This window comes from Moorena sp. SIO3E8, assembly GCF_010692445.1.
In the GTDB taxonomy this organism is placed as follows: domain Bacteria; phylum Cyanobacteriota; class Cyanobacteriia; order Cyanobacteriales; family Coleofasciculaceae; genus Moorena; species Moorena bouillonii.
Window position 1 is genome coordinate 1 of sequence record NZ_JAAHHM010000137.1, and the last position, 16072, is coordinate 16072.

14 protein-coding genes and 2 tRNA genes are annotated in these 16072 nt (G+C 44.4%); 3 read left to right on the plus strand and 13 right to left on the minus strand.

The features are described 5' to 3' along the window. Window positions 1-234: 234 nt before the first annotated feature. Window positions 235-642: a hypothetical protein gene (locus F6K46_RS32275; protein ID WP_075899437.1), complete on the minus strand. Its 408-nt coding sequence runs from the start codon at window positions 640-642 to the stop codon at window positions 235-237. Between the two features lie 684 nt (window positions 643-1326). On the opposite strand from F6K46_RS32275, the gene F6K46_RS32280 reads away from it, so the two are divergent. Next, window positions 1327-1560 (plus strand): hypothetical protein, encoded by a 234-nt coding sequence (locus F6K46_RS32280; RefSeq protein WP_293065601.1) that lies wholly within the window; start codon window positions 1327-1329, stop codon window positions 1558-1560. Window positions 1561-2203: 643 nt separating this feature from the next. On the opposite strand, the gene F6K46_RS32285 is transcribed toward F6K46_RS32280, so the two are convergent. The 8 genes from F6K46_RS32285 to F6K46_RS32320 form a co-directional block, all read right to left on the minus strand. Next, window positions 2204-2617: a hypothetical protein gene (locus F6K46_RS32285; protein WP_293065604.1), complete on the minus strand. Its 414-nt coding sequence runs from the start codon at window positions 2615-2617 to the stop codon at window positions 2204-2206. A 26-nt stretch (window positions 2618-2643) separates the two neighbouring features. Beyond that, window positions 2644-2790, minus strand: coding sequence for a hypothetical protein (locus F6K46_RS32290; protein ID WP_293065606.1), 147 nt, complete (start codon window positions 2788-2790; stop codon window positions 2644-2646). Window positions 2791-3178: 388 nt separating this feature from the next. Then, window positions 3179-3574: a hypothetical protein gene (locus F6K46_RS32295; protein ID WP_293065611.1), complete on the minus strand. Its 396-nt coding sequence runs from the start codon at window positions 3572-3574 to the stop codon at window positions 3179-3181. Between the two features lie 133 nt (window positions 3575-3707). Continuing rightward, window positions 3708-3974 carry a tyrosine-type recombinase/integrase gene (locus tag F6K46_RS32300; RefSeq protein ID WP_293065613.1) on the minus strand — a complete coding sequence of 89 codons (267 nt, stop codon included), beginning with the start codon at window positions 3972-3974 and terminating at the stop codon, window positions 3708-3710. 283 nt (window positions 3975-4257) lie between these two features. Further along, the gene (locus tag F6K46_RS32305; protein ID WP_293065619.1) at window positions 4258-5637 is read right to left on the minus strand and encodes a transposase; all 1380 of its coding nucleotides are present in this window, start codon (window positions 5635-5637) and stop codon (window positions 4258-4260) included. A 184-nt stretch (window positions 5638-5821) separates the two neighbouring features. Then, the gene (gene katG, locus F6K46_RS32310; RefSeq protein ID WP_293065622.1) at window positions 5822-7984 is read right to left on the minus strand and encodes a catalase/peroxidase HPI; all 2163 of its coding nucleotides are present in this window, start codon (window positions 7982-7984) and stop codon (window positions 5822-5824) included. 69 nt (window positions 7985-8053) lie between these two features. Continuing rightward, window positions 8054-9328, minus strand: coding sequence for an RNA-guided endonuclease IscB (iscB, locus tag F6K46_RS32315; RefSeq protein WP_293065633.1), 1275 nt, complete (start codon window positions 9326-9328; stop codon window positions 8054-8056). A gap of 661 nt (window positions 9329-9989) precedes the next feature. Further along, window positions 9990-10931, minus strand: a complete 942-nt coding sequence (locus tag F6K46_RS32320) for a tyrosine-type recombinase/integrase (protein ID WP_293065625.1) — start codon at window positions 10929-10931, stop codon at window positions 9990-9992. A 189-nt stretch (window positions 10932-11120) separates the two neighbouring features. On the opposite strand from F6K46_RS32320, the gene F6K46_RS32325 reads away from it, so the two are divergent. Then, a tRNA-Cys gene (locus tag F6K46_RS32325) sits at window positions 11121-11191 on the plus strand. A gap of 51 nt (window positions 11192-11242) precedes the next feature. Continuing rightward, window positions 11243-11326 (plus strand) — tRNA-Tyr (locus F6K46_RS32330). A 156-nt stretch (window positions 11327-11482) separates the two neighbouring features. Here the strand turns inward: F6K46_RS32330 and F6K46_RS32335 are convergent. The 4 genes from F6K46_RS32335 to F6K46_RS32350 form a co-directional block, all read right to left on the minus strand. After that, a complete protein-coding gene (locus tag F6K46_RS32335) occupies window positions 11483-12634 on the minus strand; it encodes an RNA-guided endonuclease TnpB family protein (protein WP_075899425.1) in 1152 nt (383 codons plus the stop codon). A 266-nt stretch (window positions 12635-12900) separates the two neighbouring features. After that, window positions 12901-13680, minus strand: coding sequence for a DNA-binding domain-containing protein (locus F6K46_RS32340; protein ID WP_075899423.1), 780 nt, complete (start codon window positions 13678-13680; stop codon window positions 12901-12903). 202 nt (window positions 13681-13882) lie between these two features. Next, window positions 13883-14929 (minus strand): DUF692 domain-containing protein, encoded by a 1047-nt coding sequence (locus F6K46_RS32345; RefSeq protein WP_293065629.1) that lies wholly within the window; start codon window positions 14927-14929, stop codon window positions 13883-13885. Window positions 14930-15326: 397 nt separating this feature from the next. Next, window positions 15327-15638: a DUF2282 domain-containing protein gene (locus tag F6K46_RS32350; protein WP_143727980.1), complete on the minus strand. Its 312-nt coding sequence runs from the start codon at window positions 15636-15638 to the stop codon at window positions 15327-15329. Between the last annotated feature and the right edge of the window lie 434 nt (window positions 15639-16072).

Consider the following 16072-nt stretch of genomic DNA (forward strand, 5'->3'; position numbering starts at 1 on the left):
ATTTTGCGACCGCAGTCTTGGGAAATCCCTGTTAGTTTAATAATGGCTCTCACCACTCCTCTCCCAATCCTTGCCTAAATCCTAGTCTCTATCACTGTTTCGACTACTTTTGCCTAATGGATAGCTTTTTTAAGGGGGGCTGGGGGGGATCATAATCTTGCGGAAAACTTTGAAGACACGCCCTAGGGGGGCAAAATTCAGTATCAAAAAACTTGGGAGATATCCTCTCAATTCTTAATTCACCATTCTGTCCTCCTTCAAACACAATCGATCCAATAACTCCCTCGGAATAGTTTCAAAATCTTCCAACAAAAAATCCATAATCGCCAGATGGCGCAAGTGACCAGCAGTGGGAGGGTAACAGCGACGACTAGTGTTAAACCAGCCATTAACCGTGTGAGCGGAACAAGAGCAGATCAAAGCTATATCGTTCTGCGTTAAGTCCCACTTTTGGTAAAACCGCTGGGGTGTCATGCCCAATTGGTAGTAACTATACAGTCGGATTAGTATTTGCTCTCGTTCCGTGATCGGATAGGGACACAAATTTTCCTGCTTCGGTCCCCTCTGTTGTCCAAGCTGCTCAAGACGCTCCATTGCTTCGTGATAATCGATGGGATGATGAATAAATCGTTTTTTTGCCATTATGATAGAGTTACCTAAACTGTGGTTTGGGAGAGAGCCGCGCTTGTTGGTTGGTGTTCGCAAAGCGCGGCTCTTTTAGCCATGACTATATTATAAATAGTTGCTAGGTTTGTTGTCAAGTGGAAAATCTAAAAAATCGAGATCAATTTTAGATATTGTAATAATTAGTCACAATTAAAGTATTAGATTTGTAACAATTTTAGCTAATAGCAACATAAGGATAGTTTAAGACATAGTATTTTGGTTTAAAGGGAGCAGGGAGCAGGAAAAAATATGTCTTATAAGTAGTCGGACAAAAGTTTTGGGTGCTGTATAAAGTTTTGTAAATATCGACCAAACCTTTTGGTGTAAAGGTTACAATGATTTTACAGTTTTTGAGACAGTACCGTTTATTTATGTCCGACTACTTATTATGTCCGGTTGAATACTTATACTTTGGGGAAAACAAGGTAGAGGGCAGAAGGCAGAAGTGAATTCAACCTTCAACAACCTTGGCCAAAAGGCCACGCTACGCGAACAACCTTCAACAACCTTAAAACCAAAGGTCAATCCCGTAGCGTCTCCAGGGCGAGAATCGCATTCCATCCCAAACCTCACCAGCTGTCCTCCCATGGAGATAAATCATTCGCTGAACAGCTCAAAGCTGTATTATTGTACTTGAAACAATAACTTAACAAACCAAAAATGATTAAACTAAAGGATTTAGAAGTACTAGAAATATTAAATAACAATGATGATGTAAAAGGAAGTGCACGATTTAACACAACTAATTACTTAGCCTTTGATTTACCGGAAGAAGGAAAAATTAAGAATACTTGTAAACCAATCATTCGATACAACTTTGAGGTTGTTTTCATAGACGGTACACCGCAGTTTATACCAAAACCGAGGTGTATCCCATCGGTGACAAGTTGGTGACAAGCTAAAAAAAAACGCCGCCGTAAGCCCTACGCAAGCATGAGCTACTACCAACAGTCGGCAGTAGTTGTGCATGTTCACATAGCGTCTCCAGGGGGAGAATCACGTTTGTAACCCGCTTACTGCACAACCATCTACCATATACAGAATTACCCAACTAGTGCAGTCCTACCGGTTACAACTTAACCCGATGGCTGCGATCGCCTTTGGCGCAGCTTCGCTTCATCGCGTAGCGTGACCAAAGGCGATCGCACTTTTCCTGGACTTACCTACTCCTATACCAAGGTAGGGCGACCGTCTACCCCTTGCTCTTTCCTGTTTGAACACTTCTCAAGGTATAGGTTACAGCAGTTCACTCAATCAACTAAATATAATTGATTTTTGTTTGACCAACCCATAATTTGAGGATGCAACGAGCCTTCCCTAGCACTTTGAGAAAGCGCTAGGGAACGGGCACCAAGACAGCAACATTTTTTAGTAAGGAGTCGCGCAGAGATAATTTTCTTGTGAAAACAGAAAACAATGAGCTGGAATCAATGAAATCGGGTTGTTCGCACTATCAAAAATAGTGTACAAAACTACTTCGCCCTAAAGCTGTACTAAGACTCCGAAAATTTTCAGCTTGAATTCTAGACCTTCTTCATCAAACTACTTCGTAAGTCAACTTGTATATAGATCCGCTCCCCGACAAAGTTGTTATTGACAGTCCTGTTGGTTGGCTGATCCTCAAATCACCCATGAAGTCATCCGTTCCTGGATCGCGATCGAAAAGTTGGATATTTGCCGAGCCGCCGAAAGGTATGATTTCGTTAATAGAGCGACTTTGTCCTGTCTTCATTTTCTTGACTCCCCACCATTTTACGTTATTAACAAGAAGATAGGCCTCGTCTCGCCCCCTCCTGTCTGCACCAGCTTTGACAGCTTGAATCGAATGCAATATAAGCGTCAAGCCTCCCTCTATGACAGCCGCTTCCTCGGAAGTTAACTCAGAGAACAGTTGCTCTTCATCAACAAGAGAAAGGTCAGAGTTAGAAGTTGTTTTTTCTTTATTTAGCATGCTTTTTCTTCTTGAGTGAAATTTAATTAAGTTTCCTGGAAACCAGTTTTTGGTCCAGGTACAGGGGTAAGCAAAGAGGCCGTAATTAATCCCAATTCATACAGAACCCAACGACTGGTTTTGCCATCAAGAGGGATTACACTTTTTTTGATTGCCCCCACTGTCTTAATCACTCCAAAAATCCAATTTTTCTACAGACAAAAATAAAGTTTTGTAACTTTTATAATAAAGTTTTGTAACAAATCTGTTCAAACTGGGAAATTCCCCTGAGCTTGGTTTTGAATCCCTAGAACTTCCGTTGTAGTTGTTGAATGACTATCGGGCTAGATAATTTATTCCATGCGAATCAAAACTGCAATCAGAACCAATGATGAGCCAAAAAAAGACACCCTACTATCACCTTCCCATGACCTAACCCACGGCATACTCACGTCTGACTTCACAATGAAAGCGTTCGCGTAGCGTGACCAAAGGTCAATCGCGTAGTGTCCCCTGCGGAAAATCGTGTTTGTAACCCGCTTACTGCACAACCATCTCCACACGAATTAGTTTATCAACTAGTCATTTGAACCAAACAAAATGTTTAGTATTACCACCATCGCAATCAGGCTCTGAACCCATTCCTACGATATCATCAGGAGTTTTACCCGGTGGTAGTGAATATCCGTAAAGTGGACGGAATCGGTCAAGATTCGATGATGAACCAGCGCTCACTGTTCTGTCATCAAACCAAACGAAATGCTTAGTATTACCACCATCGCAATCAGGCTCTGAACCCATTCCTACGATATCATCAGGAGTTTTTCCCGGTGGTAGTGTATATCTGTAAAGTGGACGGAATTGGTCAAGATCCCATGATGAACCAGCACTGACTCCCCAATAATCAGCTGCAGCAGCCGGTGATATAGTTGTAAAGAATATCGTCAATAAAACTAACAAGAATTTAAAAATTTTCACGTTTAACCTTTACAAAGACAACTCTTAGCTACAACAGCCAAACTTTTATAAAGTTACACTTAAAACCAGGGTAAGCACAAGAAAAATGAATTCATAATCTAAGAGGCTCCTAGTAAGAACAAGCCGCACCCTCTTAAAACCCCAACTTCTGCACCGCCCTACGCTTAACCTCCTCACCCCGCCTATCATACTTAGCGGTAGTCACAGGAGACGCATGGCCAGCTAACTTTTGGACGGTCACGATGTCAATCCCAGCATCAAGCAAATCAGAGCAAAAGGTCCTGGGAAAATCATGGGGAGAAAAGGATTCCACCCCAGCTTCTTTAGCCCGCTTCTGCAAAATCAACAACACGGCCTGGGGGGTCATCTTTCTGTTCTGTATCTGCCCCCCTTTGCCCATTGGAACAGCGCTCCTGGTTGATGACCTCTTGTGGTCAACCAATCATTCACAAACGCGATTCGGCAAAGCCGTTCGCGAAGCTTCCGCTAAAAGCGATTGGCCGTAGGCCACGCTACGCGATGAAGCAAAGCTTCCGCTAAAAGCGATCGCGTTCACTGCTGTTCTAGCTGTAACGTCAAACGTGAGATTGAGAAGCCTACATTATAATCTTTGACTTGATATGGGAGTAGTCACGTGATTTGACATCTCCCCCGGTTGAAACACGGGGGATTCTATAAGGTTGTTACGCGGCAGGTTGAAACCGTGCCGCTCCACATCTTGTTCGATATGATTTAGACAGAGATTTGAACAGATCATATCGATGTGGGAGTGTCAAGCTCCCTCTACCCACCTTGGTAAGGTCGAGACCTAACTGTGTGGCTACTTTCCTGGCTATATTTGCGGCACCATTGCAATCCGCATTTACCAGGTGTCCAAAAGAAGTTTTGTACATTCCACGCTTTACCCGTTTTCCCGACGGTGTCCATCCTTTGGGTTTCTCACCATGTTTTGGGAGGCTGTCGTCGTCAAGGTAAGACGCTTTACTAGTGTACGCTTCCTCGGTGATTGTTAACTTTATTCCATATTCAAAGGCAAGCTGTTTTAGTCTTTCAATTAACCTTTTTGTGGGGATAACTACGAAGTTTTGATTGCCCCGCTTACCCATATTTAATGAATTTTTCTGACCTTCATTCCACCCAATTATTAAGTTGCCAATCCGATCCTGAAGACACCGATTAACAATAAATCGAGCAGCCTTGTTAATGGCATCCCGAATTTGGTTGTTGCGCTTCCGTTGAACTCGATCTAAGTTCGCATCCCAATAAAAATCGGGCTTCCCGGCTTTGTACTTAGTAACTAGCCTGGCATAACCCTGGTTCAAAGACTTAAGCTTTCGACCATCAATAATCAGGCTTTTCCCATGGGTTGAAACACCAGTCAGCCAGTTATCACCGCCGTGATCAAAACTCCATGCCTGGGAATAGTCTAGGTTTGGATTATTTTCTATCGGCTGCTTCCCATCCGAGATCACCCAATCGATCCAGAGTTGTCCTAGGTACGGACGGATAGTCACTTCTTTAACCCAATCTGGATCTATAAAGTCTGGTGGCTCTAAGGCAATTTCAGTAAGTAACTCTGCTTTAGACTCTTTGCTAATCGGAGGGTAAAACAATCCATTTTTATACTTAAGCGGCTGACGAGGAAAAGTGACAGGTGCTAGCCCACCTTTCTTGCGGTACCTGAGTAATTTAGGTTGATCAACTTGACCTTTATAATAGAGACCGACCAACTGGTTGTAACTAGCAATTGATTCGGCTACAGTTTTGAGACTTTGCTGAGCTGATTGAGCCGCCATTGCCTTGTAGTGAGGATTGCTTTTCAGCTCCTTACATAACTCGGCGTACTTAAGTGCGCACTTATAGGTCTTCCAGCCGTATCTTAACTCATCACCGCGCCAATAAGTAGTGAAAGCCTCGGGTTGCTGCTCTAGCCAACTATAATGCTTCTGCTTGGAGTAATAAACAGCACAATTCCATAAACTGTTAGCTTGTTCGCATTGAAACAACCAAAAAGCCTTTTCTTCCTCTGAAAATTTTGCTCTTACTGAAATTGTTTTGTACATTTGCTATCACCTCCTTGCTTATATTATAACTTATTTGAATGGATACGGCGGGTTAAAACCCGTCGCGTCGCGTTTCCACCCCTCCTTAAAAAGAAGGGGCTATCACGCTCCCGGATATTTTGGTATCCGAGAGTGGCAAAAGAGGGCTAAAAACACTACTTTTGCCAACCTTACGATTCATATGTTAGGCCAGATCAAAACGATCAGCATTCATCACCTTCGTCCAGGCTGCTACGAAGTCTTGCACCAACTTTTCTTGGCTGTCATCTTGCGCATAGACTTCAGCATAGGCACGAAGGATTGAGTTAGAGCCGAAAACAAGATCGACCCGTGTCGCTGTCCACTTAACCTGATTAGTCTGGCGATCGCAGATTTCATACAGATTCTGACCTACAGGTTTCCACAGGTAGTTCATATCCGTCAGGTTCACAAAGAAGTCGTTAGTCAAAGTACCTTCACGATCCGTGAATACGCCATGCTTTGTGCCGCCATAATTGGTCCCTAACACACGCATCCCACCGACTAACACAGTCATCTCTGGAGCCGTCAGTCCCATCAACTGCGTGCGATCAAGCATAAGCTCTTCCGCACTGACGGCATAGTCTTTCTTCAACCAATTGCGGTAGCCATCATGAATGGGTTCTAGCACGTCAAATGACTCTGCGTCGGTCATCTCATCCGTTGCATCGCCCCGCCCCGGAGAAAAGGGGACGGTAATTTCGAAGCCAGCAGCTTTAGCAGCTTGCTCGATACCTACGTTACCGGCCAAGACGATGACATCCGCTATGCTTGCCTTGGTCTCTGCTGCAATGCTGTCTAGAACAGTTAATACTTTTGCCAAACGAGCTGGCTCATTGCCTTCCCAATCCTTCTGCGGAGTCAGACGAATTCGCGCCCCGTTTGCGCCACCGCGCTTGTCCGATCCGCGAAATGTACGAGCGCTGTCCCAAGCGGTACAAACCATTTCACTAACGCTCAGACCGCTTACTGCAATGCGTTCCTTTACGGCTTGAATATCGTAATCAGTATTCCCGGCTGGAATAGGATCTTGCCAGATCAGATCCTCTTCTGGAACATCGGGGCCAATATAGCGAGTCTTTGGCCCCATATCTCGGTGGGTCAGTTTGAACCATGCCCGTCTGAAGACATTACTGAAATATTCAGGATCGTTGTAGAACCGCTCGGAAATCTTTCGATACTTTGGGTCCATCTTCATGGCCATATCGGCGTCGGTCATTACAAGGTTGCCGCGAATCGTCGGATCTACAACATTGACGGGTTTGTCTTCTTCCTTCGGGTCAATCGGTTCCCATTGCCACGCACCTGCTGGACTCTTCTTTAGTTCCCAGTCATAGTTGAGCAGCATATGAAAATACCCATTATCCCACAGGGTCGGCTGAGGCGTCCAGGCCCCTTCTATACCACTGGTAACGGTGTTGTGACCAATACCCTGACCAGTATTGTTCACCCACCCCAAGCCCTGGTCTTGGATATCTGCCCCTTCGGGTTCCATGCCCAGCAACCCGGGATCACCGTTACCGTGACATTTGCCCACCGTATGCCCCCCAGCTGTAAGAGCTACGGTTTCTTCGTCGTTCATCGCCATACGGGCAAAGGTAACGCGCACGTCATTGGCGGTTTTGATAGGGTCGGGATTGCCATCTACACCCTCGGGATTAACATAAATCAACCCCATTGTTACCGCAGCCAGTGGATTTTCTAGCTTTCGCTCATCAGAATAGCGGCTGTGCTGGTTATCGCTGGGGGCAAGCCATTCTTTTTCTGGCCCCCAGTAAATATCTTTTTCGGGATGCCAGATATCTTCTCGACCAAAGGCGAAACCAAAGGTTTTTAGTCCCATGGATTCGTAGGCGATCGTGCCAGCATAGGTAATCAAATCGGCCCAACTAAGCTGGCTTCCATACTTCTTCTTTATCGGCCAGAGTAGACGGCGTGCCTTGTCTAGGTTGGCGTTGTCTGGCCAGGAGTTGAGTGGCGCAAAACGTTGATTACCTGTCCCCGCACCGCCACGACCATCCGCAATCCGGTAGGTTCCGGCTGCGTGCCAGGTCATACGGATCATCAGACCACCATAGTGACCCCAATCCGCTGGCCACCAATCTTGGCTGTCGGTCATCAGCGCATGTAGGTCTTGTTTTAGTGCAACCACATCAAGTTTTTTTACCGCCTCCCGATAGTTAAAGTCCACTCCCATCGGATCAGTTTTGCGATCATGCTGACTCAAAATATCGAGATTAAGTGCCTTCGGCCACCACTCCATCTCTGACATACTATATGTTGTTACACTACCGTGTATCACCGGACATTTACCACCAGTGGTTGTCATCTTTCTACCTCCTTGGAGACTCCCATTATACCCGCAGGGTTAACGGTGAGAGGAAAAGGAGGACAGAATCTAGTTTGTATAAGCATAACCATCCTTTCTGTGAATAAATCGACAATATTTGTGACTAATCCCTTGCACTAGTCCTCCCAAAGTTGAGATATTGAAAGACCCTGATTTTCTGGTTGCGACCCGTCCTACATAAGTACCAATATTCTTCCCCTTAGTTACCACGGCGCGGACAATATCTCCTGTCTGAAAGCCTTTGTGAAATTTAATTCTGGAGCAATGACGAATGGGGAACCCATACTTATTAGTCCTACAGAGCTGACGAGTGCCGTGTCCTTTGGCTGTTATTACCAAAGGTAGGGTTACTTCAATAATCAGAGTTTCAACTTTTCCAACATTGGCCGCATCTAACCAATGAGTTTTAGGAAGATTTTGGCGGCACCTGTTGAATTTTGTTAATCCGCCGCTACCCACTTCAACAGGCAATCCTATTGATTTCAGTTCGTAGTATAACGTACAGCGAGTTGAGTTAACAGAAGCCGCATCAGCCAGGGGGCGTAATGATTGACTCAGTATTCGTTTCAAGATACTAGGCTTTTTCGACAAAAAAAGCTCAATATCTTGATTGGATTTAGCCTGGTTACATGGATGACACGCAATAGTTAAATTAGAAACCCGATTGGAACCACCTTTAGATTTAGGCTTGATATGCTCGATTTCTAACTGAGTACCTGTTGCCCCACAATAAGCACACTTGCGATTCCATTTTTCAAGTAAATATTCCCGAAGTTCATAGCCGTAAAGTGTACCCTGTTGGTACTCGATACCAGATAGTTCAGGATTTTGCAGCTTTTGAGTGTCGAACCTAACCAATTCTTGGGATATGCCGGTGATAGGACAGAATCGAATCAACTTTTTAACCCAAGTTAAAATATTTTGAACCCTAGACGTCAAACTAGGCGCTAACCAACCTTTCGGTCTAGTTCTGTTAAGAAACCTGGGCTTGCGGTATCGAGTCTTGCGATTACGTCTACTACGTCTCAATTGTCTACGAGAGGTCAAAGCCTCTTGTATTTGAAACCCTCGATGGGTAAGTTCAGATCCCCAGATTACTCGTTTTCCTTGGACGATAGCTAAACCGCTTATTTTTGCTCCAGGATCTATTTTGAGTTGCTGATCGTGAGTTATTGGCTGTTTTACTTCCTCCGTCAAAATTATGGTAAATGGGTAACGACGATAGACCTTTGCTTTTCCTACCGAAAGTAAAATTCTGGCTCTCGCAGGCTTGCATGGATCTAAGGGTTGTCGGTTTTTGTTGAGTACAAAGACACGCGTAATTGTGTTTTCTCCTATTACTAGGGTTAAGTTAGCTTCGTCAATGTTATTCCTCGGTACTTTCCCAGTCGCACTGGCTTAACTCAAATACACCTGTTTAACGACCGGGTTCTAGAGCTGAAGACTAGCTACGCATCCTCAGGTAGGAACCTTAACACTTAGGAATAACGTAGTTCTTTAGGAACTTAGACTGGTCAATTATGAGCTTTTTCAAGCTCCCGCTATAGTCTGAAAAGACTTAGCGGTGAGTTATTGACGATTATTGACTCTCCTGAAGTGTTTTCATTGAAAACAGAAGTTGCCGTCTTTTGTTTTCAGTGAGCTTAAACTTAATATACATTTTTGTAGAAAACAATTACTTACCAAAAGGTGCGTAACCCAGTTATATGGGAACTCCCCAGGCTTATCAGAGACAATTTTGAAGATGATTTAACAATGACCGCTTACTTTTAGACCTTCGTTACAATACTACCTTGGCGCTTCCCCAGTAGCATATTCGTAGGATTTCTTAACGATGGACTTGACTGTCTCCAGCTCTTCGTCGTCGCGTGGTGAAAACACCATTACTAGTCCTACAGGATATAGGCCTCGTGTGACCAAGTAATGATCCTCTCCCCATCGCCAACCCTATCCGCAGGAAACATTATGGCCTTCGCCCCTCCTCCTAAAACCCCAACTTCTGCACCGCCCTCCGTTTCACCTCCTCACCCCGCCGGTCATACTTAGCCGTAGTCACAGGGCTTGCATGGCCAGCTAACTTCTGGACGGTCACGATATCAATCCCAGCATCCAGTAAATCAGAGCAGAAGGTTCTGCGGAAATCATGAGGACTAAAGGACTCGACCCCAGCTTCTTTAGCCCGCTTCTGCAAAATCAACAATACTGCCTGGGGGGTCATCTTTCTGTACTGTATCTGTCCACCTTTGAGTATTGGGCACAACAGCGCCCCTGGTTGGTTACCTCTTGTGTTTAACCAATCATTTACAAACGCGATCGCACCTTCGGGTAAATAAACCGTCCTATCCTTCCCCCCCTTACCCTGGCGCACTTCCAATGCACCACTATCACCATCAAAATCTCGCACTTCCAGCTTCACCACTTCTGCCCGTCGCAATCCTGTACCCCGTAGGATGCCAATTAGGGCTTTATCCCTAGCCCCTTGATTAGTTGTATCGGAAGTACACACCTTAATAAGTGCGGTAATTTCTTCTTGAGTTAATGCTCGACCTCTAGGTAAGGGATGATTCTTAATCCTGGGTAAATCCACCGCCCCCTCATAATTTTCTGCATCCATCAGTTTCAACTTCTTTGCCACAGCCAATACTCCCCTGAGGGCTGCCATCTTCTTCTTGACCGTGGCGGGGGCATTAATTTCTAGTAATGCGGCTTGGACGGCAGCAGTGTGCTGATAGGTGAGGGCTGCCCAGTCAAGGGTATCCGCATCACATTCGTTATTGGTTAGTAGGGATGCGATCGCATCCAAAGCTTGCCTCATTGTTCGCTGCGACCCAGGACTCAAACTACTCAGATAAACCCGTGCCGGATGCCCAGTCAAGGGCAAAGCTGTGGTGAGAGAGAGTGATGTAGTAGTGAGGGTTACACTCATTTTCTTATGAGAAGTGGCCTTCTAAGAAGTAATTATTGCACATATTGAGCCAGTCAATGATCTAAGGGAATCACTATTTTGTATTACACTCTTGACACTTTGTATTATGTAATGTAGTATATATATAACAGAGTAATACAGGACGTAAACCTGCTTGCTCCGAAGCACCTTGAAAACTTCAAAGAATGTGTCCAGGTCGCCTAATGGTAGGGCATTGGTCTGCAAAACCTATTGTGTGAGTTCGATTCTCACCCTGGACTTAAAATATTGCAGTTCCAGGGGGGGTTCAATTCCCGTCGGCACTGCAAATTGGGTTGGTATCCAAGTCAGGTGAAGGAAGCCGTCTGTAAAACGGATGCCTCTGTGCGCCGTAGGTTCAAATCCTACCCAACCCATTCTGGAGAGGTCGCTATTGGCAAAGCAAGCTGTTTGCTAAACAGTTGTAGATGTAAGTCTACTGGGGGTTCGACTGCTCCATAAAACCTGTACAAAGCGTCACTTCGCGATACTTTGTGTGTTTATTTCCTGCTTCAACGGGGGCATAGGAGCGGTTAACCCTCCACAGGCTTACGAGTCGAGCCGTACTCGTTATAGCGTTCTAGGTTCACTGAGGCATGTCCTACCCGGTCGATTTTGTTACCGCAACAATCACAGCTATAAACCCTCTGCGATAAAGGCATTGGCTGTTGATTTCCACAGTTAGAACATAATTGACTAGAGGGGAAGAACCGATCAGCCACTACTAACAAAGTTCCGTAGCGTTCACATTTATAGGTCAATTGCCGTCTGGCTTCATGCAGTCCTAAATCACCGATTGCTTTAGCTAATTTGTGATTCGCCATCATCCCTGAAACATTCAAATCTTCAATCACAACTTCGCCGTGGTTTTTAGCGATATAAGTTGTCATTTTATATAGGTGCGCTTTCCGTTGGCGAATTAAATTCGCCACGGGTCGCACCTGAAGATAGTCTTTTCGGAGATTAGCCACTCGATGGTGGAGTTTTTGTACTTCAAGCTGGGTTTTTAAGTAATTCTGAGAGCCTCTTTCTTTTTTAGATAATTTCCGTTGAACTCTAGATAATTTCCGTTGAGCGTTGCGGTAAGGCTTAAGTCCTTCAAACTCAACACCAGAGCTTAATACAGCTAGGGTTTTTATTCCAAAATCCACACCAACTCTTTCTCGTTCTTTAAGTGTTGGTTCAAAGATCTTTTCAATGGAGAAGCTAATATACCACTCCCCGGCTTTTTTGTAGATTGTGACTTTTTTAGTTAGACAATCTGGTAGGGGTTCAAACGTTCTAACCTGCTTCAGGAAGGGTAAGTTATGAATTAGTCCACCTAATCGAATCGGTCTCCCTGAATTATCGATAGTAAAGCGATCATTTTTACCCTTGCATTTGAATCTAGGGTACTTACCCCATCCTTTGAAAAACCTTTTGAATGCTTCCCCTAAATTGATGAACGCATATTGGTAAACTTTTGAGGATAATTCCCTCATCCAGGGATACTCAGGTTTGACATGGTTGGTAAATAACCGCTTTAGGGTTTTAATGTTAGGCTTTAACCCTTCATTGTAGGCATCTTTCCACATCCCTAAACCCCAGTTGTACACCCACCGACTAAAACCAGCGTGTTTGGCCATCAATGTTTTTTGACGGTTGTTAAGCTTCAGTTTTGTCGTGTAAGAGTGATTGGGAGCCATAGCGTGTTAGCCTATTCTTACCTAGTATTATACCCACAAAACCCCTCAATGAGCAAGGGCGAATACTGGTTAAAAGTAAGGCTTTCACAACATGAACACGGTCAGCTACAAAGCTCGAACGCAAACGTCAATGGTTGGTCTATGTCTCAGGCGGCGAATATATCCGCAAGCTACCGAAAACAGACGCAAAGTAACGCTAACTATTTACTAAGTCCCAACTCCTGTTCTACGGAAATAAGCTGAAATCCTTCTGTATAAGGATCTGTCTAAATCGAAAACCTTGCAATCCATCCACGTTGCACAAATCGCGGCAACTCAGACGCTACATCAATAGCTAATTCATCAGCAGCCAGGTCTTGACAAACTGCTTCAAATCGATTTTCCCCTTGAAAAGCCTTCAGCAGTTGCCATTCTGCTTTTGTTGGCAGCTCAATGCGCATATCATAACCATTGCGCCAGAGGAATAGTTGTATCCCCCCTTCATCCAAATTCACTTGCTGATCACCTTGGTATTCAGGCTGATTAACCTCCCAAATGCGATGGATAGGGTAAGCCGACTCAATCAGAACACTATTTTTAGGTAAATGGAAAATCAGTTCTCCCCATTTTTCTTGGGGAACTGTACTCAATGCCTGGACATCTAACCTGGTAGCCTCTTCACCATTAAACACCCGATGCCAGTGCCACTCTAACAGCGCCACATCTGGTAAATAGGGTAACTGTTTTGCTGGCTCAAAATTGGCCAGAAAATCAGCAAAGTGCTCGCCATAATCCCCTAAATCCATAGATAGAGAAGGAAAGCGGCGGATATATCTTACTGCTGTTGCATCAAAAAATTTCTCTCCCACCAAACAACAGCAGACTGGATAAATTGACATTAACGTTTGGCTCAGGTTGCCTAAGACACTGCCACGATAAATGGCTAACCCTTCAGCAGGGGTCAATTGTTTAGCTGCTTTGATGTGTTGAGCAATGGTTTGTGTACTGGCAGGATTATTTTCAAAAACAGCCTCGTAAAATAGCTGTTGTAGTGTCCTTAATTCCATGATTATATCGGTTTTTAAGGTTATAGCAAAGGGAATCGGGAATCGGGAATCGGGAATCGGGAATCGGGAATCGGGAATCGGGAATCGGGAATCGGGAATCGGGAATCGGGAACAGTAGTAAAGAGATGCGATTATTTTGTGGTTTAATCAGAAATCAACATTTGGTTTTATGATCTATTGAAAAAGGCTATATATAGGTATCCTAAATAAATTGTGATAATTTTTTATCCGAAGTTCCCAACTCCCTCGGTGCGCTTACAGTCGTCGAATTAAATTCGCCACGGGTCGCACCGCTCCCGACTCCCGACTCCCGACTTCCGACTCCCGACTCCCGACTCCCGACTCCCGACTCCCGACTCCCGACTCCCGACTCCCGACTGCCTGTTCCCTGTTCCCTGTTCCCTATTCCCTTTGTTATACTTACCTGATCTAAATACTCCTGAGCTTTACTCGCTTGGGTGATTAATACCTCAAAAGCTGGGATATCAGTATCCCATTCAATCAGAGTAGGTACCGGACCAAAGCGCTCTAATGTTGCTTGATACAATTCCCACACTGGAGGATGAACAGGATAACCGTGGGTATCAAATAGATAATCTTCCCGTTCTTCATACCCTGCTAAATGAATTTGTTTGACCCTGGTTGCTGGTATTGTATTCAAATAATCAAGGGGGTCAAATCCCTGATTAGTAGCAGTGACATAAAGATTGTTGACATCTAGCAGCAAGTAACAATCTGCTTTTTCTAACAATTGTTGGATAAATACCCATTCTGGCATGGTTGAATCTGTGAAACTCACGTAAGCCGATGGGTTTTCAATCAAAATCCGACAACCTAGAAATTCCTGAGCTTGCAATATCCGTTGGGCTACATGTTCCATCACTGCTTCGGTATAAGGAAGAGGAATTAAATCGTTAAGATAGTGACCATTAACGGAAATCCAGGATAGGTGATCGGAAATGTATGCTGGTTCAATCTGCTGGGCTAACTCTTTTAAGTTTGTCAAATACTCTAAATCTAAAGGGTCTGTTGACCCCAAAGACATACCGACGCCATGTAATGTAACGGGATAGTTTTGGCGGACTTTTTCTAAAAAGTGGAGTGGTAAACCCTGAGACGTTAAATAATTATCTAATAATACTTCAAACCAAGGTATAGTATGTTTATGAGTAAGGATATCTTGATAATGGGCGGAGCGTAAACCGATTCCAGCACCGTTAATTGAAGCTGAAGGAAGGTGAGTTGTCATAGCATTGTTTTCATGACATTGTTTTCATGACATTATTGTTAGGATTTATCCATGGTAGTGGTAAGGTATCAGCACGAAGCATTTCAGCTGAATCTAATTCCCCCCTTTCTTAAGGGGGGTTAGGGGGGATCTGTATACATAACCCTACTCAGCTGAATCTAATTCCCCCCTTTCTTAAGGGGGGTTAGGGGGGATCTGTGTACATAACCCTACTCAGCTGAATCTAATTCCCCCCTTTCTTAAGGGGGGTTAGGGGGGATCGGTATACATAACGCTACTCAGCTGAATCTAATTCCCCCCTTTCTTAAGGGGGGTTAGGGGGGATCTGTGTACATAACCCTACTCAGCCATGATTCATAAGCTGATAGCTGAGTGCCCAGCCTGCTGATAGCTTCGTTTAATTGGCTTGCGCACTCTCGGTTGGCTTTTCAGTTTCCTGGCTGGAGGTTGGTTCTCCTACAATCGTTGCACCAACAATCTTTTTGCAAGTGCCTTCAGGAACGTAGATCCACTCTTCGGGATCGCTATCTACCTTAGCCATCCCGCCGCAATCATGCTTGCTGGTGCCACAATCGTTCTGACCCGCCTTAACGATACCAGCACATTTTTCCATTCCTTCCTTACCGGCCAAGGCGTTTTCAGATGCTACACCTAAACCTAGAGCCAAGACACTAGTCAAGGCAGCGCTTACCATTACAGTTTTTTTCATATCTTTCATGACATAACTCTCCCGAATATCAGAACTGACTCGTAAGTCCGTAGACAGAATTAACCTAAAACAGTGTTGGTTTAATTCCAATCTATGTAATTATTATTTAAAGTATTTAACCTATCTTAACATCGTCTTTGAAAAGGATGAGATAAGCCTGAGAAAGTTATTAAAATAGGATAGAACATTTGAAAACCTTTGGAAACAAAGGACTTAAGCTATCAGCTATCAGCTTTTTGTTGTAAATCTATCACTCCCGCAAGTGTGGGAAGTGTGGGGAGATGGGGAGATGGGGAGATGGGGAGATCTTTCAAGGGTATGTTTTTAAGATTCATCCAGGGGCAGGAGAAAAATCGGGAATAAATCTACCTGTAGGTAAAGGCATGCCCTTAATCGCAGATGCCAAAATTCTTAAAAATCCTCGTCTGAAACAA

Bases quoted from the DNA above. Each gene is read 5' to 3' on its own strand.
- F6K46_RS32275 (WP_075899437.1), bottom strand. From the start codon at position 642: ATGGCAAAAAAACGATTTATTCATCATCCCATCGATTATCACGAAGCA.
- F6K46_RS32280 (WP_293065601.1), top strand. From the start codon at position 1,327: ATGATTAAACTAAAGGATTTAGAAGTACTAGAAATATTAAATAACAAT.
- F6K46_RS32285 (WP_293065604.1), bottom strand. From the start codon at position 2,617: ATGCTAAATAAAGAAAAAACAACTTCTAACTCTGACCTTTCTCTTGTT.
- F6K46_RS32300 (WP_293065613.1), bottom strand. From the start codon at position 3,974: ATGGGCAAAGGGGGGCAGATACAGAACAGAAAGATGACCCCCCAGGCC.
- F6K46_RS32305 (WP_293065619.1), bottom strand. From the start codon at position 5,637: ATGTACAAAACAATTTCAGTAAGAGCAAAATTTTCAGAGGAAGAAAAG.
- katG (WP_293065622.1), bottom strand. From the start codon at position 7,984: ATGACAACCACTGGTGGTAAATGTCCGGTGATACACGGTAGTGTAACA.
- F6K46_RS32320 (WP_293065625.1), bottom strand. From the start codon at position 10,931: ATGAGTGTAACCCTCACTACTACATCACTCTCTCTCACCACAGCTTTG.
- F6K46_RS32335 (WP_075899425.1), bottom strand. From the start codon at position 12,634: ATGGCTCCCAATCACTCTTACACGACAAAACTGAAGCTTAACAACCGT.
- F6K46_RS32340 (WP_075899423.1), bottom strand. From the start codon at position 13,680: ATGGAATTAAGGACACTACAACAGCTATTTTACGAGGCTGTTTTTGAA.
- F6K46_RS32345 (WP_293065629.1), bottom strand. From the start codon at position 14,929: ATGACAACTCACCTTCCTTCAGCTTCAATTAACGGTGCTGGAATCGGT.
- F6K46_RS32350 (WP_143727980.1), bottom strand. From the start codon at position 15,638: ATGAAAAAAACTGTAATGGTAAGCGCTGCCTTGACTAGTGTCTTGGCT.